This window comes from Microcoleus sp. CAWBG58 (genome assembly GCF_020883045.1).
Taxonomy (GTDB): domain Bacteria; phylum Cyanobacteriota; class Cyanobacteriia; order Cyanobacteriales; family Microcoleaceae; genus Microcoleus.
This window is the reverse complement of record NZ_JAHRFA010000018.1, coordinates 1-22,741: the sequence shown is the minus strand read 5'-3', so window position 1 is coordinate 22,741 and position 22,741 is coordinate 1. Positions and strand designations below refer to the sequence as shown.

Annotated in this window: 14 protein-coding genes; 9 read left to right on the top strand and 5 right to left on the bottom strand. The window is 44.3% G+C overall.

Features of this window, described 5'->3' with window-relative positions; genetic code table 11:
* Positions 1 to 71: 71 nt before the first annotated feature.
* On the bottom strand, positions 72 to 3,578 hold the full coding sequence (locus QZ918_RS10435; RefSeq protein WP_293334305.1) for a glycosyltransferase: 3,507 nt from the start codon (positions 3,576 to 3,578) through the stop codon (positions 72 to 74).
* 340 nt (positions 3,579 to 3,918) lie between these two features.
* Between QZ918_RS10435 and QZ918_RS10430 the strand changes: the two genes are divergently transcribed.
* The 3 genes from QZ918_RS10430 to QZ918_RS10420 all read left to right on the top strand — a co-directional run bounded on the left by QZ918_RS10430 (position 3,919) and on the right by QZ918_RS10420 (position 13,866).
* Positions 3,919 to 6,237, top strand: a complete 2,319-nt coding sequence (locus QZ918_RS10430) for a tetratricopeptide repeat protein (protein WP_293334302.1) — start codon at positions 3,919 to 3,921, stop codon at positions 6,235 to 6,237.
* A gap of 571 nt (positions 6,238 to 6,808) precedes the next feature.
* On the top strand, positions 6,809 to 8,101 hold the full coding sequence (locus tag QZ918_RS10425) for an ATP-binding protein (protein ID WP_293334299.1): 1,293 nt from the start codon (positions 6,809 to 6,811) through the stop codon (positions 8,099 to 8,101).
* A 572-nt stretch (positions 8,102 to 8,673) separates the two neighbouring features.
* Complete coding sequence (locus QZ918_RS10420) at positions 8,674 to 13,866, top strand: PAS domain S-box protein (RefSeq protein WP_293334296.1); 5,193 nt, start codon at positions 8,674 to 8,676, stop codon at positions 13,864 to 13,866.
* Positions 13,867 to 14,118: 252 nt separating this feature from the next.
* Here the strand turns inward: QZ918_RS10420 and QZ918_RS10415 are convergent, their stop codons facing one another.
* Positions 14,119 to 14,682: a Uma2 family endonuclease gene (locus QZ918_RS10415; protein ID WP_293153028.1), complete on the bottom strand. Its 564-nt coding sequence runs from the start codon at positions 14,680 to 14,682 to the stop codon at positions 14,119 to 14,121.
* Between the two features lie 165 nt (positions 14,683 to 14,847).
* Between QZ918_RS10415 and QZ918_RS10410 the strand changes: the two genes are divergently transcribed.
* Positions 14,848 to 16,230, top strand: coding sequence for a lipid-A-disaccharide synthase-related protein (locus tag QZ918_RS10410; protein ID WP_293334293.1), 1,383 nt, complete (start codon positions 14,848 to 14,850; stop codon positions 16,228 to 16,230).
* 317 nt (positions 16,231 to 16,547) lie between these two features.
* On the opposite strand, the gene QZ918_RS10405 is transcribed toward QZ918_RS10410, so the two are convergent.
* The gene (locus QZ918_RS10405) at positions 16,548 to 17,297 is read right to left on the bottom strand and encodes a 2-phosphosulfolactate phosphatase family protein (protein WP_293153034.1); all 750 of its coding nucleotides are present in this window, start codon (positions 17,295 to 17,297) and stop codon (positions 16,548 to 16,550) included.
* A 140-nt stretch (positions 17,298 to 17,437) separates the two neighbouring features.
* On the opposite strand from QZ918_RS10405, the gene QZ918_RS10400 reads away from it, so the two are divergent.
* The gene (locus tag QZ918_RS10400) at positions 17,438 to 18,412 is read left to right on the top strand and encodes an EI24 domain-containing protein (RefSeq protein ID WP_367275307.1); all 975 of its coding nucleotides are present in this window, start codon (positions 17,438 to 17,440) and stop codon (positions 18,410 to 18,412) included.
* A 3-nt stretch (positions 18,413 to 18,415) separates the two neighbouring features.
* Here the strand turns inward: QZ918_RS10400 and QZ918_RS10395 are convergent, their stop codons facing one another.
* Positions 18,416 to 18,691, bottom strand: coding sequence for a hypothetical protein (locus QZ918_RS10395; RefSeq protein ID WP_293334290.1), 276 nt, complete (start codon positions 18,689 to 18,691; stop codon positions 18,416 to 18,418).
* Between the two features lie 547 nt (positions 18,692 to 19,238).
* Between QZ918_RS10395 and QZ918_RS10390 the strand changes: the two genes are divergently transcribed.
* Genes QZ918_RS10390 through QZ918_RS10380 form a run of 3 tightly spaced genes read left to right on the top strand, consistent with a single transcriptional unit; the run spans position 19,239 to position 21,936 of the window.
* Positions 19,239 to 20,750 (top strand): MBOAT family O-acyltransferase, encoded by a 1,512-nt coding sequence (locus QZ918_RS10390; RefSeq protein WP_293334287.1) that lies wholly within the window; start codon positions 19,239 to 19,241, stop codon positions 20,748 to 20,750.
* A gap of 10 nt (positions 20,751 to 20,760) precedes the next feature.
* Positions 20,761 to 21,663 (top strand): hypothetical protein, encoded by a 903-nt coding sequence (locus QZ918_RS10385; protein ID WP_293334284.1) that lies wholly within the window; start codon positions 20,761 to 20,763, stop codon positions 21,661 to 21,663.
* A gap of 24 nt (positions 21,664 to 21,687) precedes the next feature.
* The gene (locus QZ918_RS10380; RefSeq protein ID WP_293334281.1) at positions 21,688 to 21,936 is read left to right on the top strand and encodes a hypothetical protein; all 249 of its coding nucleotides are present in this window, start codon (positions 21,688 to 21,690) and stop codon (positions 21,934 to 21,936) included.
* A 6-nt stretch (positions 21,937 to 21,942) separates the two neighbouring features.
* Here QZ918_RS10380 and QZ918_RS10375 read toward each other — a convergent pair whose 3' ends face one another.
* Entirely contained in the window at positions 21,943 to 22,080 is a 138-nt protein-coding gene (locus QZ918_RS10375) for a hypothetical protein (protein WP_293334278.1), read from the bottom strand.
* Between the two features lie 15 nt (positions 22,081 to 22,095).
* Between QZ918_RS10375 and QZ918_RS10370 the strand changes: the two genes are divergently transcribed.
* A complete protein-coding gene (locus QZ918_RS10370; RefSeq protein WP_293334275.1) occupies positions 22,096 to 22,635 on the top strand; it encodes a DUF7873 family protein in 540 nt (179 codons plus the stop codon).
* The last annotated feature ends 106 nt before the right edge of the window (positions 22,636 to 22,741 follow it).

Below are 22,741 nucleotides of genomic sequence, written 5' to 3'. Positions count from 1 at the left end.
TTCAGTCCGCAAAAAGCTGAAAAGCTGCGGACTGAAGTCCGCACTACGAACTAATCTTAGTACCTTGAATTTTAACGAACAGGCGAGGCAAGTTCAAAACCCTGTACTAATTCCATCAATTCTTGCCAAGCTGCGGAATTAATCAGGGCGCAAGTATCGAGTTGACTCCCTTTCTCTGAAGATAAGGCAACAAAATTTACAATCCAACTCAAGATAGTTTCGCTTGTCAACAATGGCGTGCATTTCCAAGCTGACTGCAACTTCTCCACCATCCCGGACATATCCCCGCGCTCCCAAGCTTGCCAAGCCTGCCATACTAGATAATAGTAATGGAGCATACTGTCAACTTTTTCGATCTGCTTTTGGACTTTGGGGGCGATCGCAAATTGGTCTCGATTCCCACTAGCAGACAAGACTTCGGTGACAATTTCTGAGTATTCTAACAGCATCCGTTCTTCCTTGAAAAGCTCTTCGGCCCGCTGTTTGCAAGCTTGTCCTGCCAGCCTCCGCAATTCGGGATTTTGGGCCCATAATTCTACCGTTTCGGCTAACTCTTGTACAGTCTGTTGCGAATCTATTGTCGGATCCGCAATTAACTTTCCGCTATCTCCCAACTCTTCGGGAATACCGCTGACTGCTGTGGCAATTACGGGCAATCCCTTCGCCATTGCTTCCATCACTGCTAGGGGCATTCCCTCTGCTTTGGATGATAAAATAAAGATGTCGCTGGCATCCAACCAATCGGCAACATCCCACCGCTGGCCGATAAATTTAACTTGTTCGGTGACTCCTAATTCGCTGACAGTTGCTCTCAATTCCGGTTCCATGTTGTCGTGGGTGGTGGAACCGGGGCCCGCCCAAACAAAGTAAATTTGCGGCCAAATTGGGAGATTTTTCAGTTTGGCGATCGCCTGCAATTGATACTGATATCCTTTAATTGGAGTCAGTCTCGCCGCCGTGAAACAAACCACAGCCTCTTCGGGAATCCCTTGTTCTTGACGCAGGCGTTGGCGGGTTGAGAGATTGGGCGGTTCAAAGTAATTGTTCGGCCTGCCGTAATAAATTACTTTCCCCCATTCCCGAGGCATTTTGAACAAACTCTTAAACAAGTTTAAATTCTCGTGGGAAACAGCTATCACCGATTTAGCCAAGTTGTACTGGTAGGAGACTGCATCGAAATAGGGAATTTGATCGCCGCGGTTAAAATGTTGATAAGTGCGATCGATATAACCGAGAGTAATTACATAAGGTATGTTCTGTTTGAGTGCAACTTGTTTCGCAGCAAAATTTGCCATCGGCCAGCCATCGCTAAATATAATTAAATCCGGTTTAGCTTCCGCGTAAATTCTTTCAGCATCGCTACAATTGTAGGCAATTCGCAAAAACTCCCTCATCGTATCGAACTCCAGCCAAATATGCTCGATACCTAGTTGTTGTTGTTCAGTAATTAAAGGATTAGAAGCTTGAGTTTGCACGCTAGTAACTCGGTAGCCGTCGCCTGCTAATTTGCAAAGCAGCGAGTGGTTAAACTGCGCCAAACCGCCGATTCCGTGGTCTTCTGCGTAGACGAGTACGTGCGGTGCAAGTTTGCGGCCAATTGAACTGGGTTCTAATTTAAGTTGATAGGTATTGTTGACTGCCTCCGCCACCATGTCTTGCCATTCTTTTAAATTGGTTAAGGCATAGGCATCAAAGTTGTTCGTGTATTTTTCCGAAGAAACTCTAAAAGTTTCCAACCATTTAAAAACTGTTTCTGTGCCATTATAAGGAGTATAGTAGAGAGATTTTTTCAAACACTCGACCATCTCTGGCAAATATCCATCGTGGTACATCCGCCACGCTATCCACACTAAAGACTTGTAGCGTTCTGCCTTGTGTAATTGGCGTATGCGATCGGGCAAATTGGGTTGGGTGAAGAATTGCTCCATTACAATTTCCATGCTTTTCATCACTTTTTCCCCGCCGGACATGAGATTGCTATCGTGCTGGCGGTAGCAGGTTAATATCTCTTTTAACCACGCACATTTGCAGCCTTTTAAACCCAAACGCAAAGCAAAATCTAAATCTTCTGTTGGCGGAAAGCGATGGTCAAAACCGCCCAGACGTTCCCACCACTCGCGCCGCACCATCATTGCACTGGGACGCACGCTTTTGTGCAGGACAAAGCTTTCTAAATCTAAGTTGGGTGTATCTTCCCAAGGCATGACTGGGTAGATGTCTTTTCCGGTTTCATCAACCATCAACCAGCCGTTTTGTACCATCCCTAAAGAGGGGTCAGCTTCAAAACAAGCAATTTGTTTGGCGAGTTTTTCTGGCAGGAAAAAGTCGTCGGCATCCAGAAAGGCCAAAAATTCTCCTTTGGCAAGTTCGCAAGCGCGATTTCGAGCTTTTGCTGCTCCTTGATTTTCTTGATATACGTACTGAATTACATCGCGGTACGGCTCTAAAGTTTGCCTCGTATTGTCTGTAGAACCGTCATCTACGACGATGATTTCCCAGTTTTCGTAAGTTTGATTTACAGCGCTCTCCACAGCTCTAGCAATGTAGCGTTCGCAGTTGTATGCCGGGATGATTACGCTGACTCGCGGTGTTTTTGAGGTAGATATGCTAGCCATTATTTTTTTCCATTCTGGTAAGTTTCTTAATGATTGAAAATCGATGATAACTCCGTAAGTTTGAGCGATCGCACTCAGACGCTTCTGCCAATCTGTGACTGTTGGCCTTAGAGGATAAGGACTGTACTGGATAGATTTTTGGAAAAATTTAACCGCCTCTACTGGATGGTTACTATAGTACAATTGCCAAGCCATCCAAGTCAATGCTTCGTAAAAAGCCGGATTTTCTAATTCGCGGATGTGCTGCGGTAAATCTGGTTTGGCGAAAAATTGCTGTTTTAAGGTAATAAAAAGATTGGCTTGTTTGAGAGCTTTTTTTATGGATACATTTTGATCGTGCTGGCGGTAGGATACTGTCACTTGAGGCAGCCATGCTGCTTGGCAACCCAAGAGGGCTAAACGCAGGACTAAATCTGAATCGTCTACTGAATCAAATTCTGAATTAAATCCGCCTGCAAGTTCCAGCCACTGGCGTGAAAACATCATGGCACTGGGAAGTACGGGCATTTGTACTATCCAAGTTTCTAAGTTCAATTTGGGGAAGTATTCCCAAGCTTTGATATCGGAAATTTTCTCGCCTTGCTGGTTGACAATGCGCCAGCCGCTGTTAACTATGCCTAAGGATGGTTGCTGGCGAAATAGGGATATTTGTGCTGCTAATTTATCGGGCCAAAAGAAGTCATCTTGATCTAAAAAAGCGATGAATTCGCCTTTGGCTTCTTGAATTCCTCGATTGCGGGCTGCTGCTACTCCGGCATTTTGTTGATATACGTAGCGAATTCGGTCAAAATAAGGCTGCAATACCTGATGTGTCTCGTCTGTCGAACCGTCGTCTACAACGATAATTTCTAAATCTGTAAAAGTTTGGCACAACACGCTTTCTACTGCTTGGACGATGTATCGAGATCCGTTGTATGCTGCTATAATTACGCTGACTTGCGGTGTGCGTGTGGCTGCTGACATTGTTTACCCGGTTGTTAAGTAGAGGGAAGAGGGAAGAGGGAAGAGGGAAGAGGGAAAAAGATATACACAACAAGCTTGAGGGCGAGCCATGTTTTGAGTTTTATTAGGTGGATTTGCTTAACTGGTTGCTATCTTAGTTTAATCGAAATATGTGTTTGCTCGACTTGCGTACAAATTAACTTAAAGTTCGTTAGCGCAGCCCTCGAAGAGGATCGCATAAATGGCATCCAGGTACTCGGTATTTACAGGTAGGTCGATGTCGGTGCACGATTTGGAGGATATCAGAGAGGTTTTGCCCTACAATTACACCAGGAATTATTACTAAACAGGAACGTTAAAAGTGAACTCTGAAACAGCAGCGGTTGATTGGCAACAACAGGCAGAAATATATTTAGCTTTAGGGAAGTTCGATCGGACGATCGCACTTTGCCACCAAATTCTCGAATCCCACCCCGATTCCGCCGAGACTTGCAAAACCCTAGGAAAGGCGCTACAAGCTCAGGGTAAGCTAGAAGACGCGCGGTATTGGTATAAAGTTGCGATCGCCCACAAACCGGATTTTGCCGAAGCATTTGCTAACCTCGGCACCCTCTGCGCTAATTTGCAACAATGGCAAGAGGCGATCGACTGTTACCAAAAAGCGATCGCCCTGCAACCAGACTTTGCAGGATTTTACCGCAATTTGAGCCGGATATTTACCGAAATCGGTCAACCTCAGCAAGCAGCCGACTGTTGGTATCAATCACTCCTGGTGCAACCTATCGACATACCGGAAGAATATCTAGATTTGGGCAATACCTTGTTGGCGCAAAACAAGCCAGAAAAAGCTCTAGTTTGCTACCACCGCACTATTTATTTAAACTCTAGTTGTTGTGAAGCTTACACCAAATTAGCCGAAGCCGCTAGCAGCCTAAAACAGTGGGACGAAGCTATTGTCAACTACCGCAAAGCTATCAAGCTGCAACCGGATATTTCGGAGTTTCATTACAAATTAGGCAATGTTTTGCAAGCCAACGGACTCTGGCGCGAAGCCGAAGCTTCCTACCGCGAAAGTATTGAATTGAATCTCAATTCTTTTTGGTCTTACTACAATTTAGGCAAGGTTCTACTCGAATTAGAACAATGGCAAGAAGCTATTATTGCCTACCGCACGGCTGTGGCAATTGACCCAGATTATTCTTGGTCTTACTACAGCCTCGGCGAAGCTTACAGCAAATTAGAAAAATGGTCGGATTCGGCCGCCGCATATCAGAAAGCTGTGGACTTAGACCAGAATTTTTCTGGTTCTTGTCACAAGTTGGGAGATACACTTTTTCAATTAGAAAAATGGTCGGAAGCCGCGACAGCTTACCAGCGGGCGATCGCCCTGAATGCCGATTTTTTTTGGTCTCATTATAATTTAGCCTTAACTTTAGTTAAACTCCAGGATTGGCTGGCCGCAATCTCCGCCTACCAACAGGCGATCGAACTCAATCGAGACTTTTCTTGGACTTACCACAATTTAGGAGAACCGCTGTTAAAAACCCAGCAGTGGAAAGCAGCAGCTACCGCTTATCAGCGCGCTATTGAACTCAACCCCAATTTTTCTTGGTCTTATTATAATTTAGGCGATGCTTTGACTGAAATCCACAACTGGAACGAAGCTGTTTCTGCTTACCTTTGCGCGGTGCAAATCGAACCGGATCTCCCCAACATTTACGCCAAGTTAGGTGATGCTCTCATCAAAAGAGTGCCCTCAAGTTTGGATCCGGCAACCAGTTACTATCACCACGAATTGCAACCGCTGCACGCTCCTGAATTTTACTGCGAAACAGCCCAAAAGTTTGCCGAGAGCGATCGCCCCGACGCAGCTACAGTCTTGTACTTGATGGCGTTGGAAATTCGGCCTCAAGATGCCGCAATATCCGCTAAATTGGCGGAGATTTTGCAGAAAAATGACTCTACGGGCGATCGCAGTATATTATCAGAGTTGGAAAATGACGATATTCGCGATCGCTACATTGCCCGAGTCGTCAAAAATCGCACTTTTGCAGAAGTTGGGGGATTGTGGGGAACAGTCAACGAAAAAGTATCCATAGCCAGCAAATACGGTGCAGTTGCTCTGACAATGATTGATGTCACCCCCGCATCCGCACATATTTGGGATGATTTTCGCGATCGCATGGCAAGTTTAAATATTGCTAATTATAATTGTATCAGTCAAGATATAACTCAGATTCAGCTTGCAGAAATTGGCGAGCCTTACGATGTCGTCCACTGTGCAGGAGTTTTGTACCACCACCCCCACCCTTTGCAAATTTTAATGAGCTTGCGTCAAATAACAAGGCAGTATTTAATCTTAACTTCAGCAATTACCCAAGAACTTATAGAAAACGAGCGGGGACGCTACGAAATTCCAGCTTCTGGGGTAATCTTCATTCCCGCTTTGGGCGAAGCAGAACGAGCTATCCTAACAGCTTACTGGCAGCAGTACACCTACGGCACACCAATTCTCGGAGTAATTGATAAAGCAGTTTTTGACATCAACGATTTTGGCCCTTGGTGGTGGCTGCCCACAGCTTCTGCTTTAGAATCTATGTGTAAAGTAGCTGGCTTTAAGGTTTTAGATAAAGGATTGACTTGGTACAATAACGCTCTGACTCTATTGCTGGCGGTTTAAAGATTGTTCCTTCAGTTGACAGTTAACAATAGTAAGGGCGGTGCCAAGAGTACCCGCCCTCTTAGTTGACAGTTTACCGCCTGAGGCCAACCTCTACCCTTAAGTCCGAGGATTGGAGTAATGAATAGTCTGATTTTAATTTATTCCAAAAGGGAGAGGATTTAAACCCATTCTTTATGGCAAACAAACAATATCCAAAAAATCGCACAAACCAATGATCGAAAATTCTATTCCTGAGATGATTCCTACTTCTATTCCTCTAATATTCCTCCTAGAACCCAGTCTGTTTTTAATTGCGAAATAAAAAATCCGAACCGCACCTAACGGTTAGGATTTTATTAATTAACGAAATCCTTGCTTGTATTGATTCTGACTTCTCTCCTACATATAGCAGTTCTCGAAAAAGTGAGGTATGCCCTATACCCGATGCCCTATACCCGATGCCCTATTCCCTATATACCTCAACTTTCCCTCGAAAGGCTATAACTAAGCCTTATTCCATCTATTACATCTTCTGTTACATAATCCGTTGTCGAACTTCCTTATTCATTCATTTTTGGGAAAACACTCAATGAACAATCAGCAACCAGAGACGCCATTAGGAAACATTTTAGTAGTAGACGATACCCCAGAAAATCTGCGCCTGTTATCTACAATGTTGACTCATCGGGGGTACGCCCCCCGCTGCGTAATTAACGGCCAAATGGCTTTGAGAGCCTGCAATTCCAATCCACCCGATTTGATTTTACTCGACATCATGATGCCGGAAATGAACGGCTACGAAGTGTGTCAGCATCTGAAATCTGAACCTAAAACTCGCGAAATTCCCGTAATCTTCATCAGTGCTAAAGATGAAGTCTTCGACAAAGTAAACGCATTTGCCGTAGGAGCAGTTGACTACATCAGCAAGCCATTTCAATTTGAAGAAGTGCTCGCCCGCATCGAAAGTCACCTTACCCTGCGAAATCTACAAAAGCAGCTAAAAGAACAAAATGTGCTGCTTCTAGAGGAAATTACCAGCCGTTTAGCCGTTGAAAAAACTCTTTACGAAAAAAACCAGATTTTACAACAAGAAATTAGCAACCGCCTCGCCGTTGAAAAAGCCCTCCAAGAGCAAAACTTGCTCCTCCAACAAGAGATATCGAACCGCAAGCGCGCTGAATCTGCCCTCTTAAAATCTAACCAAGAATTGGCGCGATCGAATGCCGAACTAGAACAATTTGCTTATGTCGCTTCTCACGACTTACAAGCGCCTTTAGCAACTATTGCCAGCTACGCTCAACTTTTAGAAAAACGCTACAAAGACCAACTCGACAGCCAAGCTATTAAGTTTATCAGCAATATTGTTCAGGGCTGCACGAGAATGCAAACTTTAATTGACGATTTGCTCGAATATTCGCGAGTTGGTCGCAGTCAAAAACCCTTTCAATTGGCAGATTGCAATCATGCAGTCCAGCAAGCAATTGCCAACTTGCAAGGGGCTATCCGCAACGCTGAAGCAGTTGTCACCTACAGTGAATTACCAGAGATAATGGGGGATATTTCTCAACTGGTACAGCTTTTTCAAAATTTAATCGGGAATGCAATTAAATATCGCCACGATGCACCGCCTACGATTCATATTACCGCTTCCAAAAATGAGGAAAACTGGTTGTTTTCTGTGTCGGATAATGGGATTGGGATTGCTCCACAGCATCAAGAACGCATCTTTCAAATTTTCCAGCGCTTGCACACTCAAAGAGAATATTCTGGGACAGGTATTGGTTTAGCAATTTGTCAAAAGATTGTGGAACGTCACGGTGGATCTATGTGGGTGAAGTCGGAACCGGGTCAAGGTTCAACTTTTCATTTTACTCTCCCTTAGTCTAGACAGCAACCAGACACTTATAGCGGTTCTCCCAAAGACTGGGTATTCACCAATTCATCAACTATTCCGCAATCCCTGAATGCCCAAATTCTCGCATCCTAGAATCTCCTAATCTCAAATCTCAAATCAAATTTGTACCTCATCTTTCGCTCGAAAGACTATATAGCGGTTTTCAAAAAAGTGAGGTCTTCCCGATGCCCGATGCCCGATGCCCGATGCTCTATGCTCTATGCCCGATGCCTATGCCTATGCCTATGCCTATGAGTACCTCATCTTTTTGAGACTCGCCTATATGTAGGAGCTAGATGGCAGGAGAATCTGAATTAAATCCTATATTTCCAGGCGGAAGCTAGAAGGTAGCAGTTAAATTGCAGGTTAGAATAAAACATATTTTGCGTTGACAGCCGAGTCAGTTCGTGATAAAATTATAATTCTTAAACACAATTTTTGCAGCGCTCACTCACCGCATTCCGATCGCCGATGTATGTGTATGTGTAATTCGATGACTCCTCCGGAAATCAACAATAAAATTCAAGTTAACTTGAAAAAAAATCTAATCAACAAATATTATGAACGCCGTTTTTAACTTAGCTGTACCTCCTACGTGCTTGAAGGTTCTGTTAGTAGAAGACAACCCTCAGGAAGCTGAGCTTATTGAAGATTTGCTCTCGGGAATTAGCGAACGGCAGTATATATTGCTGACGAAGGTAGAGCGCCTCAGTGAAGCGCAGCAGCGATTAAATCAAGAAAGTTTTGACATAATTTTATTAGATCTTTCACTACCAGACAGTCAGGGCATCGAGACGGTGGCTCGGATACAAGAGTACGGGGTAAATGTGCCGATCGTAGTTTTGACCGCCCAAAACGACGAAGAGCTTGCCCTGCGGTTGATTTCGGTGGGCGTACAGGATTATTTAGTCAAAAGAAAAATCGACGGCGAACTGTTAATGCGATCGCTCCGTTACGCCATAGAACGCCAGAATAGTCAAGATGCTTTGCGAAAAAGCGAAGAAAAATATCGCTCGGTGGTTGAAAATTCCCTGATCGGAATTGCCATCGTCGCTCCAATTATTGACCCCGCAATTGCCCAAAATTGCAATTGGATTGAAGTTAACGATGCACTGTGCGATTTGCTCTTATACGAGCGCGGCGAACTCTTGCACAAGCATTGCCTGGAGTTGACTCATCCAGAAGATTTTGAGGCTAATTTTGAAAAATTATCTCAGATGTTAGCAGGTAAAAGCGACGGTTACATCTCAGATAAAAGGTGGTTGAGAAAAGATGGCGAAATAGTTTACACGCGAGTTTCGCTGCGCTGCATCCGCGGTATAGATGGCTCAATCGACCGGATAATTGAAGTGGTGCTGGATGTGAGCGATCGCTACCGCTACGAAGCACAACTGAAAGCATCTGAAGAATTTTTAAACCACACTCTAAATGCGACCCCAGATCCAATTTTTGTTAAAGATGACCAGCACCGCTGGATCGTATTAAATGATGCTTTTTGTCAGTTAATAGGAAAATCTCGACAAGAACTAATCGGTAAATCAGAATATGACTTTTTTGCGAAATCACAAGCAGATCTTTTTTGCAGGAAAGATGAAGAATTATTGATAAATAATATCTCTTTAGAAACAGAAGATAAATTTACCGACACTGCGGGGAAAGAATGGATAATTTCCACCAAAAAAAGCGTTTTTAAAAGAGCTGATAACAGTAAAGTAATAGTTGGCACAATCAGAGATTTTACCGAATACAGACGGCAGCAAAGAGATCTCGAACAAAGCGAAGCTCGATTTCAAAAACTCGTGGCTAACCTGCCCGGAGTAATTTATCAATTCCGCTCTTCAGAAACTGGAGAAAGATCTTTTCCCTATGTCTCTTCTGGTAGTCGCGAAGTTTACGAATTAGAGGCGGAAGTAATAGAGCAAAATGCAGAATTGATTTTCAGCGGAATTCATGCAGACGATCGCTTAGATTTAGAAGCATCGATCGCAACTTCAGCCGCTACGCTGGAACCTTGGCAGCAGCAGTGGCGGCAGATTATGCCATCCGGAAAAGTTAAGTGGCTGCAAGGAGCATCCAGACCGGAAAGGCTCACCAATGAGAGTAAATCTGGGAGCACAGGCGATATTCTCTGGGACGGTTTAGTGATGGATATCACTGAGTTAAAGCAGGCACAGGCTGAGCGCGATCGCTTTTTTACTATTTCCTTAGACTTGCTTTGCATTGCTGGTTTCGACGGCTATTTTAAACGATTAAACTCTGCTTGGTCAAATGCTCTGCGCTACAGCAGTGCCGAACTGCTCGCCAAACCATTCATCGAATTTGTTCATCCAGACGATCGAGCAGCCACCTCAGCCGAAATGGCAAAACTAATCGCCGGTACGTCCATTATCTACTTTGAAAACCGCTATCTTTGCCAAGACGGTTCCTACAAATGGTTGCTGTGGACGGCATCGCCCTTTAGTGAAGAAGGTTTAATTTATGCAGTGGCTCGCGATATTACTTCTCGCAAAAAAGCTGAGTCGGAACTTCAGCGGCAAGCAATTGCTATGGGTGCTGCTTATGACGGCATCGCTATTTTTAACGCTCGGAAAGAATGTATTTATTCAAACGAAGCTTATCTAAAAATGTACGGATTGGCTAGTGCTAGCGAACTGTATGGAAAGAAATGGAAAATGCTCTACAGTCCAGCAGAAATTCAATATCTTGAAGGTGAAATAATCCCGGTACTTCAGGAGAAAGGCTACTGCAATATAGAAACAATCGGTCAGCGGCGCGATGGTACTAAGTTTCCTCAAGAATTGTCGCTGACAATGCTTGCAGGGGGTGAGATAATTTCGATCTTTCGCGATATTACCAAAAGAAAACAAGCAGAATCAGAACTGCTATCGAGCCAGCGCCGCTATCAAACTTTGGCAGAAGCATCGCCGGTTTGCATATTTCACAGCGATCAGTTTGGTAATTGTCTTTATGTGAATCAGCGGTGGAGCGAAATCACGGGATTAGATCCAGAATTAGCAGCCGAAATAGGCTGGATGAATGCCGTACATCCTGATGATGCCGAGCGGGTGAAAAATGAATGGTATGGAGCAGTTATTAACAAAATTCCTTTTAAATCAGAATACCGCTTTCAGCATCCAGACGGTCGGGTAATTTGGGCGATCGGTCAGGCGATCGCCGAAATCGGAGACAAGCAGGAAGTTAAAGGCTATATCGGCAGCATTACTGATATTAGCGATCGCAAACAAGCTGAATTAGACCTACTGCGGGTGACTCAAGCCGTAGAAAGCACCAGTGATGCGATCGGCATTGCTGACTTGACAGGGCGATCGATCTACCACAATCAAGCCTTTATTGTGCAGTACGGCTACACAGCAGAAGAACTGAACGCAGCGGGTGGAGCAACGGCAATTTATCCGCAAAATTCAGTGCTGCAAGAAATGTTTAAAACGATTCGTAAAGGCAAATCTTGGCAAGGCGAACTCAAAATCAAAACTAAAAGCAAGGAACTGGTAACAACCTTATTTCGCGCTGACTGTATTAAAGATGAAACTGATAATTTAATCGGGTTTGTGGGAGTAATTACCGACATCACAGACCGCAAACAAGCTGAGATGGCGCTGCTAAAGCAATTAAGGCGAGAACGCCTGGTAGTTGCCATGCTCGATCGCATTCGCTCCTCCCTCAATTTAGAAGAAGTCCTCACCGCTGCTGTCGATCAAGTGCGGCAATTATTGCAAACAGACCGCACAGTTATTTACCGCTTTAATCCCGACTGGAGCGGCACTGTAGTTGTCGAATCCGTGGCAAAGAATCGAATTTCGCTCCGAGGTTTTAACAATTTTGACCTCTGTTTTAAAGATAAATTTGTTGCTATTTACCAGCAAGGCTGTATTCGAGCTATCGAAGATATTTATGGTGAAAATCTGAGCGAATGCTACATTAAAATTCTCGAAAGTTTTGAAGTGAGAGCTAACTTAGTAGTGCCGATTTTACAAGCACGAGAAAGCATTTACCCTGCCCAATCCACCGCAGAAAATCAACTTTGGGGACTGCTGATCGCCCACGATTGCAGCGGCCCCCGTGTCTGGGATTCCTCAGAAATAGAATCCCTGCGGCAATTGTGCGTGCAATTGGCGATCGCGATCCAGCAATCAACACTATTTCAACAAGCACAAACCGAAATAGCCGATCGCAAACAAGCAGAAGCAGCCCTACAATTAGCTAAAGAAGCCGCCGAAACCGCCAACCGCGCCAAAAGCGAATTTCTCGCCAACATGAGCCACGAACTCCGCACGCCTTTAAACGGGGTTTTAGGTTACGCTCAAATCCTCAAAACCGACAGAGACTTAAGCTGCGATCAACAAGAAAGTCTCAGCAATATTCAACATTGCGGTCAACACCTGCTGATGTTAATCAACGATGTTTTAGACCTTTCTAAAATCGAAGCTAGAAAAATGGAACTCTACCCGGAAGAGTTAAATTTTCTAAATTTTACGAAAAATATTGCGGATCTGTTTCAGATGCGGGCAGATCAAAAAGGAATTTGTTTCAATTACGAACAAGTATCGCCCCTGCCCACCTGCGTCCAAGTCGATCAAAAAAGATTGCGCCAAATTCTAATTAATTTACTCAGCAATGCGGTTAAATTTACTAACAGCGGCGGAGTAACTTTCAAAGTCGGCTATGTCGGCACAGAGGCCTGGAGTCGCAGACAAGGAGAAACATACGAATTCTCGCTTTTGAGTTCTGAACTCAAAGAAAATTATCTGCGCTTTTCCCACAATGCGATCGCAGCTAAACACGCTTTAAAAATCCGATTTCAAGTCGAGGATACCGGGACAGGAATAGACAAAAGCAAGTTAGAAGAAATATTTTTGCCGTTCCACCAAGTAGGAGGCAATACCTTTGTTGAAGGTACGGGTCTCGGACTCTCGATCAGCCAGAAATTAGCGAAACTGATGGGCAGCAAAATTCGCGTCAACAGCACTTTCGGAAAAGGCAGCACTTTCTGGCTAGATTTAGAATTGCCCGCAGCCAAACGCTACTTAGAGGTGTCTCCTTTGCGGGAAAAACGCTGGCTGGTCGGTTTTGTGGGCAATAAGCGGAAAGTGCTAATCGTGGACGACAATCAACTAAATCGCGATTTGTTGTGCAGGATGCTGGGGCGTTTGGGATTTGAAGTTGCAGAGGCACAAAATGGTCAAGAATGCCTCTACAAAGCAGTCAAATTTCAACCTGATGTGATTTTAATGGACTTGCAAATGCCTGTAATGGATGGCTTAGAAACTACAAGGAGACTGCGGCAGTTGCCGGAATTAAAAGATGTCGTGTTAATCGCTTTGTCAGCTAGCGTTTTCGAGTCGGCGCAGCAAGAGAGCATCCTTGCAGGGTGCGATGATTTTCTTCCCAAGCCGATCGAAGCAAATCACTTTTTGGAACAGTTGCGCGTGCATTTGGGACTAGAATGGATTTACGAGGAATCTCCGGAAAACCAAAATTGTAAAACTCCCAGTTTGTCACCAGCATCTGATTTTCCTGCTTATGCTGCTCTGTTACCTGCGGCTTCTGAGTCGGTAGCAAAAATTGTGAAACTTGCGGCTATGGGCGACATTGAAGAAATTTTTGAGGAGAGTGCTAAGCTGGAAAGTTTGGAACCAAAATTAGTGCCGTTTGCCACGAAGCTCCGCCAACTTGCTAAGGGATTTCAGCTCAAACAAATTCGGAATATTTTACAGCAGTATATCGATGGTTAGTAGTTATTAGTTATTGGTTATTGGTTATTGGTTATTGGTTATTGGTTATTGGTTATTGGTTATTGGTTATTGGTTATTGGTTATTGGTTATTGGTTATTGGTTATTAGTTATTAGTTATTGGTTATTGGTTATTGGTTATTAGTTATTGGTTCAAATGCCCAATGCCAATGCCCAATCCCTCCGCTACGCTCCGCCCAATGCCCAATGCGTACCTCATGTTAGTGAGAAAGGCTATATAATATTCTGTTGTTTCACTGTAACAGCCAACCAAATAAATCTCCTACTGTCAGTTGCAATTCCCTGGCAAAAGATGGCACGGGCAATAACTGTTCCGGTTCGTCAAACACCTCGGTTGATTGAGCCGGCCGATATACAAAAACCGATCGCTCTTCTGGATCGATTAACCAACCCGTTTGAGTTCCGTGTTTGAGACAATGTAAAATATTTTTAGTAACTTTAGTTTGGCTTTGGTCGGGGGAGAGGATTTCAATTGTCCAATCCGGGGCGATCGCAAACACATTTGCCACACAGCCATTTTCGTTGCGGGGAATGCGCTCCCAAGTGAATACAGTCACGTCGGGAACGATCGCGCGACCGCCAAAAACACACCGCAGTTCGGGAAATGCTCGCGCCACCTTTTGAGGTTTGAGAGCAGCATTAGCAGCACTTGTCAACTCGCCTTGAATTACACTATGTTCTCCTTGAGGCATGGGTTTTTGAATGATTTTACCGTCAATGTACTCGCTGGCTGGCTTGGTTTCTGACAACTTCAGAAACTCTTCGAGTGTCAAAGATTTTGGCAGGGTTTGTACCATCCGATTTTACCTCTAAAATAGGAGTTTCACCTGCTATTTTACCAAAAATGGCCCGACTCGCGCGATCGCCGCTCCGCTTACTTCTTGCTTCGGCTATACCACCTTGCATCCTGCGGCTAATCTTGCTTCTATATATTCAGAGACAGTTTTTTGAGAGATTTGGGATTGAAAATACTTTGCCTCAGTAACGGCCACGGAGAAGATGCGATCGCCCTTCGCATCTTGCGAGAAGTGCAACAGCACCCGCATCCCCCAGAAATAGCCGTGTTTCCGCTAGTGGGGGAAGGGCAAGCTTTCGCTCAACTAGAAAACGCCCGCATCATCGGCCCGGTGCAGCGGATGCCTTCGGGTGGCTTTATCTACATGGATGGAAAGGAATTTTTGCGCGATGTCAAAGGCGGGTTGCTTCAGTTGACTCTAGCTCAGTTTAAAGCTATCCGCGCTTGGGTGCGATCGCAACAACAGTCTGGAAATCACAACGCCGCGATTTTAGCTTGCGGGGATATTGTACCGCTGCTGTTTGCTTGGCTCAGCGGCGCGCCCTATGCCTTTGTCGGCACGGCCAAGTCCGAATATCACGTGCGGGACGAGCAGGGGCCTCTGGCTGGCAAATCCCGCCCGTGGGCTTGGAAGATTTGGTCGCGATCGGTTTATTTCCCTTGGGAGCGCTGGTTGATGACTAGAAAGCTCTGTAAAGCTGTTTTTGTGCGGGACGCCCTCACCGCCGAGACTTTAGAAAAGCTGGGAATTCCCGCCTACAATCTCGGCAATCCCATGATGGACGGACTCGAACCGGAAAACCCCGCCCGTTTTTACGGCGCTGATGCAGAGTTTCGGGAAATGGAGCGATCGCTCGTCATCACCTTACTGCCCGGTTCCCGAGCGCCGGAAGCCTATGCTAATTGGCTGCTAATAGTAGAGGCTGTAGCCGGAATTTTGTCTCTGTTTGGCGATCGCAAATTGTTATTTTTCGGAGCTATTTCTGGCGAGTTAAACTTAGAAGCTTTGCGACCTAGTTTAGAATTTTTCGGCTGGCGCCAAGAGGGCGAAACTAAAACCCAGCGGCGAGAAGGTAGTATTTTGCGACCTGCTGTTTCTAACGCTCAAGAAATTAGGAAAGAATCTCCTAATTTGCTATTGCCCTTGACTTTTGTGCAGAGAAAAGCCACGATGATTTTAACTCAGCAAAGTTTTAACGATTGTTTGTACCAAGCCGATTTAGCGATCGCAATGGCCGGAACAGCTACAGAACAATTTGTAGGTTTAGGAAAACCGGCGATCGCCATTCCCGGCAGCGGCCCGCAATTTACTCCCGCTTTTGCCGAAGCTCAAAGTCGCCTCTTAGGCCCCTCATTAATTTTAGTCAAACATCCCGCCGAAGTTGCCGGCACCATCCAGTCTTTGCTTCGCGATCCTGACAGGTTGCAGCTAATCGCTGAAAATGGCTGGCGCCGCATGGGAGAAAGCGGTGCATCAGCCAGAATTGCCGAGTGTTTAATTCAACGCTTCGGCGAATCCAGCAATTCTGACTTGTCTGGAATAAACTAGGAATACAACAAGGTTTTGTCGCTACTGAATATCTTTAATTGCACTTTATTGAAAAAATATTGTTCGCTAATTACTAACTTCCGTCGTTCGTAGTGAGGACTTTAGTCCTCTGATTGGATGCGGACTAAAGTCCTCACTACGAACCCATTTTACAGTTTGTAGTGAGGACTTTAGTCCTCTGATTGGATGCGGACTAAAGTCCTCACTACGAACCAATTTTATAGTTTGTAGTGAGGACTTTAGTCCTCCGAGCTTATGCGGACTAAAGTCCTCACTACGAACCAATTTTTTTCCGAAGATAGAACCCAGAAATTAGCCTAAGAAATTTTAAAATCCGACTTCACCAAAACACCCGGTTCTCGCTGCATAGGAAGCACATCTAAAGTATCCAATTGCGCGCAATATTTTAAATCTTCAATCACGCCCAAACCGAGGAGGCGCTGGCCGTGACTGGCTTTTTCCAACAATTCATGCAGCCGATCTTGCCAGTGCAAATAAAGAGCGATCGCCCCAAACACTTCATCGTTACCCGCAAAATCGATCGCCGGAATACCGCTTTCTGCTAAAAGACTTTGGGCGATCGCACCAGCACACACCGTATCCTCCAACGAATAACTCCCTTCCCAACCAGAACCCACAATCCAAATACTTTCCGGCTTTTTGCTTAACAGAAACTGCACCACAGATTTGCGGTTGTTCAAAGCCGCCGTCAACACCGTTGCAGCATCTTGCACTCGTTGCAAAGCCCGAGTACCATTAGTTGTGCTGATAAAAATTCGCTTTCCAGTCACCTTTTCTGGCGCGCAGTCCAGCGGCGAATTCCCCATGTCAAAACCGTCAACTTTCGCGCCACCGCGCTCTCCGGCGCGAATCCGCTTGTCTCCAGGCCATTTTTCGCTCTCTGCCATCAGCTTATCTAAGTCGCTGAAAACTTGCACAGCTTCCGCCCCATTATTCAAGGCCGTCGCCATTGTCGTAGTCGCCCGCAGTACATCAACTGCGATCGCGCAAGCCGGCATCTTGTCTGCTGGCGTAAGTTCCGGGGTATGGTAAATAAAAAGCTTCACTTTTGGGCAACCTGCAATAAATCCTCATACGCAATAATAATAGAATTTGTACCCTGAGCATAGCCGAAGGGCTTTCTTCCTTCTTCCTTCTTCCTTCACCGAATAGCCGGGTTTGAAGCCCTTACTCAGGTCGGCAGATTGTGATAAAAACGGAGTTTAAATCTCCGTTCTTATCAATTCGCTGTCAACTGTCAACTGTCAACTGTCAACTGTTTAACCATATGTCAAAACAGCTCAATTCAAATCCCGCCCCCGCAGCCATTACCGCACCCCTTGGACTTTTGGTAGGTTTCACCTATCCTTTTCGAGCTTTCACGCTGATTTTTCAAACTCCCAAGCTGTGGACTTATGTATTAATTCCCGTCGTCCTAAATTTTTTAATTGGAATCGGTCTTTATTTAAGCTTGCTATTTCCTAGTTTGGCAGGCATAGACATTTTAGTTGCCGATTTGTCCGTCAGATTTCATAATTTAATTGTCAGTTTGCCAGCTTGGCTGAGCTTTCTCGGCGTGTTGACAATCGGTTTTGGCTGGCTGCTGCGCGTACTTTTAGTTTCAGGACTTTTGTTAATAATCGGGTTTTTGTTAGTCCAGTTTGGCGTGATTTTAGGTTCGCCATGGTACGGCAAATTATCCGAACAATTGGAACTTCTGCGAAACGGTCAATTGCCCGCAGAAGCACCAATGAACTTGGCGAGTATTTTTCGGGATCTACAATTGGCGATCGGCTTTGAAATCCGAAAACTACAACTTGTGTTCAGCATCGGGATACCGCTCCTGCTGCTGAATTTTATCCCCGGGCCCGGATCTATTCTTAGCAGTTTAGGAGGCGTAGCTTTGGGCGCGACTGTTGTCTGTTTGGACTTTTTAAATGCACCTTTGGAACGGCGGAAGCTAACTTTTCAGGAGAAATTTGAGATATTTCGGGCGAGTTTGCCGGCTAGCTGGAGTTTTGGTTTGGTTTGCTTGGGTTTGGTGAGCATTCCCCTGTTAAATCTGTTGGCGATTCCGCTATGTATGACGGCGGGAACTTTGTTTTTTTGCGATCGGATTTGGCCCGCCCGCTTCGCCCCAGCAGAAACCAACAGCCCGACCGAATCTAACATTACAACTTAAAAACTAGCGAGAGGCTTCTACTTTCTGCCGAATGCCTTCTACCTTCCGCTGACTCTGGGAGTTAAAACTCAAAAATGGGCTTAAAAATATCCAACTAACGAAAAAGAAGGAAGCTGTAAATAGCTGGACAATATCGATCGCCGACAGATATCCGTCAGACAATAGTGCAATGCTTCTATCTGTCAGCCCGAATATCCAAGACAGAATCCCAAACAGCCAAATGCCTTTTTGGAGCATTGGCAAAAATGCTGAAACTTCAGAGTTTTGCTGCTGGTTCATTGATTTAGCCCTTGTTTGCGAAGAATCTGGTTAACCGCGCACCCCAAGGGCTTAAGGATTTTTGGTCTCCTCGGATTCCCTTTGTTATCTATATGTTAAGAAATATTTCTCAATATTGCTACTCGCCCGTGGAGGTATTTCCGCATCTATCTAAGGAGGTAGTCGCAGCCTCAAAAATAGGTAAATTTTGCTACACTTTCGCAGGAATGGCGATCGACCTCTCACCACGAGTCCGCTCTTGGCATTAGTGCCACTCCTTGATATAGTGAGTGATAACTTTTTCGATTTTCGATTTTCGATTTTCGCATAGAATATCAAAAAGTTGGAAATGACTTATTGTGTATGGGTTTAAAGCTTGCCAACAGTTGCATTATTTTAGGAAAATGGTGTCACAACTTAGGTAAAAAAACTCTGGGATGCAGAAACTAGGTTTTTTCACAAAAATCCCACCAGAGAACGCGAGGGATATCGATTGAAAAACCGATGAAAAACCAAAGTAATCAACCCGCCGTCCGTTAGACTTATCAAAGACCGAAATCAAAAGAATATGTTATTTAACAGTATTGAATTTCTAGTATTTTTTGCAATTGTTTTCACCATATACTATTTCCCTCCCTTACAAAAACTGCAAGTTCCCATCCTCATAATTGCCAGCTTCATATTTTACAGTTGGAACGCTCCCGCACTGCTGTCGATCCTGCTACTATCAATTGCGATCAACACTACATCCAGCTTTCAAGTTGCCAGAATTTCAGACAAAAAACAGCGTTTTTTTTGGGCTTTATTAGGAGTAGTTCTGAATGTATTAATTTTGAGCTTGTTTAAATACGCCGGTTTGCTCACTAACTTTGTTGCAGATGTTTTTAATATTGCTCGAACCGAAGGCAGTATTGCTTATTTATTCTTAAAATTACCTCTGCCAATCGGTATTTCTTTCTACACCTTTGAAGGCATAAGTTTAGTGGTAGATGTACTGAGTCAAAAAGATAAAAGCGAAAGCGAAACAGAATCCCACGCTTACGTCTCACCCAAATTTAGCCAACACCTGCTCAATACTTCATTTTTTATTGGCTTTTTTCCCAATTTACTCTCAGGCCCTATTTTAAAATCCAAGACATTCTATCCCCAGATTGAGCCTAAATATTTAAAAGACATTTCTTTCAATTTCATTTTTAGATCGCTCACAGTCGGCTACTTCCTAAAAATGGTCGTCGCCGACAACTTAAAAGACTATACCTTCTGGATCAGCTTTCCCTACTACCAAGGATTTGGAACTATTACCAACCTGACGCTGCTGTTCGGCTACTCAATCCAAATCTTCGCCGATTTTGCCGGTTACTCCTTAATTGCGATCGGTTTAGCAGCGGCTTTGGGCTACGCAATTCCCGACAACTTCAACTTTCCCTACATCTCCCGTTCCCTCTCGGAATTCTGGAGAAGGTGGCACATTTCCCTATCAACTTGGCTCAGAGATTATCTATACTTTCCCCTAGGAGGAAACCGTAAAGGAAAAATCAGAACTTATCTTAACTTAATGACAGTAATGACTTTAGGCGGATTGTGGCACGGTGCTGCTTGGAGTTATGCAGTTTGGGGCATTTATCACGGATTTGGTTTAGCAGTAGAACGCTTTTTTGGGTTCGACAAATCCAAAAATAAATCCCCAGAACCCAATTCAGCAGAAACCAAACCAATCTGGCAACAATTATTATTTGACAGCCTTAGCGTTGTAGGAATTTTCTCTTTTGTTTCCTTCGGATGGCTGCTTTTCAAACTACCACGATTTGAAGAAGCAGTTGACTTCGTAGTTACTTTAGTTCGCAACTATAAAGTCAAGCCTGGTTGGACTCACATTATTCCGACGCTAATTTTTTCCCTGCCAGTAGTAATTTATCACATTCCTCATTTTCCCACTTGGCAAAATCTGATGAAACATGATTCACTTAAAAAAAATCAAAAATTATGGAGTATTTATCAAGATGTAGCTTTAGGAATTATGCTGGCAATGATATTCCTCAACAGTGGCAGCTCGAAACAATTTATTTATTTCCAATTCTAGAAGGTGTTCAATGTTTATAAAATACAAGTTGCGATCTATTCTGCGCCCGGTACTAATTTTCCTGTTTCTAATGAGTTTTTATCAAGTTCTCGTCAGTGGCGGAGTGTTACCAGCTTCTGACGGAGTTAGCCTAATTCAAAATAATATTGTCAAAGCTCAAAGGTATGTATATGATGATTCCGATCGGAAAATTGTCATGGTGGGTAGTTCTCTATCTGCCAACCTTCGTGTTGCAGACATTGGAAAGGGCGTAAAGAGCATAGCTTTGGGGGGAGGATCGAGCCAGACGGGTTTAGAAATAGTTAAAAAAAGTAATAGCAACCCTCCGATTATTTTGGTAGAAATTAACGATACTATTAGTCGCACAATAGATAGGGATTTAGTTGAATCTTTGTACAATCCTGTTTTTTATTGGATGCGCCAGTATTTGCCAATACTGAGAGAAGAATATCGTCCAGTGAGTGTTTTTATACATTCGTTAAAAAAAGGCTATAAATACAATCAAAAAGCAACTAAAGAGGCACTAGACAGCATAGAGGCTCGCAATCTTACTCCGGAATTATCGCAAAAAGCTATCCAAACAACTGTTGATATTCAAAGCCAACCTTTGTCTAAAAAAGATGTAGAAGATATCAAAAAACAAGCTGGTGTAATTAGAGCTCAAATCGCTGAAATCAATAAAAATAGCGGGGCAAAAATAATTTTATTTGACATTCCTCAAGAGTCGCGAGTTGACGCTGCAATCAGGAGAAAACAAGTCCGAGAATTGACTAAAAAGCTGTTTCCGTCCGATCGCTTTGAGTGGTTGCCCCCCCCGCCCCCGCGAGAATGGCGCACCAATGACGGCATTCACTTGATCCGCAGCGATGCTAGGGATTTTGCCAAGTTTTTGAGTCATAAATTGTTAGGCTAGCAAAGTGATAATGCTTCGGCTGTTGTGTCTGGGGAGAGAGGGGGAGATTGGGAGAGAGGGAGATTGGGAGAGGGGGAGATTGGGAAAGGGGAAAAAGGGGGAGAGGGGGAAAATCTTTCTTCTTTCGTCTTCAGTCTTCCTTCTGTCAACTGTCAACTCGTCTTTCTTCCGTCTTCCCTTTTCCAACTGTCAACTGTCAATTGTCAACTGTCAATTGTCAACTGTCAACTCTTGGCATGGCCCCTGCAAAGGAAAGCTTGTCATTCTTTTTGAAGTATGTCATACTACAAATATCCGTGATGTCAGCTTAAAAATCGTAAGGTTTGCAGTCAGGACTTCAGTCCTCAAAGCCGTAAAAGCCACACGAGAAAGAGTTTGACGATCGCCCTGCAAGCATACTCGACGTGACTTCAGCATCAATAATATAGAACTATGGCACGATTAAATCAGATTATCGCGATCGAGAAAGGCATCAAAAGCCGATCGATCCAAGAACTAGCAGAAGCCCAAAAAGCTCTCCAGAAGCCTGCCGTGCTTTCGGGCATCTCCCGCACGTACCGCCCCAAAGACGAAGAAGGCGAACAACTGCCACCCGAGTCCAAAAAAGTCGAAGTCAAAGCCGAAGAGATTATCCGCAAAACAACAGAAGTTTTGACCAAACTCTTCGACGTAACCGCAACCAAAGATTGGACAAATTGCAGAGCCCGCGCCGACATAACTGTAGACGGAAACGTGCTTTTGAGCCAAGTACCCGTCAGCTATTTGCTATTCATTGAAAAGCAACTGTCAGATTTGCAATCATTCATCAAAAAACTTCCTGTTTTAGATGCTTCCGAGACTTGGAACTTTGATGCTTCAGCCGACTGTTGGGCAACAGAACCGGTGCAAACTCTCAAGACTTTTAAAACTCCGCGCAATCACGTTAAAGCTGAAGCTACCGAACACCATCCGGCTCAGGGCGAACGCATCTAAACTTTATATTAACAGAATATGGTATATTGGAGAAGAATTGTTGAGTAACTACAAAATATTTAATTAGGGTTTACCTGTATGAAACTCAAACCTAAAATCACCATCG

Excerpts from the sequence above, each read along its gene's own strand:
- QZ918_RS10435 (WP_293334305.1), bottom strand. The coding sequence starts at position 3,578 with ATGTCAGCAGCCACACGCACACCGCAAGTCAGCGTAATTATAGCAGCA.
- QZ918_RS10425 (WP_293334299.1), top strand. The coding sequence starts at position 6,809 with ATGAACAATCAGCAACCAGAGACGCCATTAGGAAACATTTTAGTAGTA.
- QZ918_RS10420 (WP_293334296.1), top strand. The coding sequence starts at position 8,674 with ATGAACGCCGTTTTTAACTTAGCTGTACCTCCTACGTGCTTGAAGGTT.
- QZ918_RS10415 (WP_293153028.1), bottom strand. The coding sequence starts at position 14,682 with ATGGTACAAACCCTGCCAAAATCTTTGACACTCGAAGAGTTTCTGAAG.
- QZ918_RS10395 (WP_293334290.1), bottom strand. The coding sequence starts at position 18,691 with ATGAACCAGCAGCAAAACTCTGAAGTTTCAGCATTTTTGCCAATGCTC.
- QZ918_RS10390 (WP_293334287.1), top strand. The coding sequence starts at position 19,239 with ATGTTATTTAACAGTATTGAATTTCTAGTATTTTTTGCAATTGTTTTC.
- QZ918_RS10385 (WP_293334284.1), top strand. The coding sequence starts at position 20,761 with ATGTTTATAAAATACAAGTTGCGATCTATTCTGCGCCCGGTACTAATT.
- QZ918_RS10375 (WP_293334278.1), bottom strand. The coding sequence starts at position 22,080 with ATGCTGAAGTCACGTCGAGTATGCTTGCAGGGCGATCGTCAAACTCTT.
- QZ918_RS10370 (WP_293334275.1), top strand. The coding sequence starts at position 22,096 with ATGGCACGATTAAATCAGATTATCGCGATCGAGAAAGGCATCAAAAGC.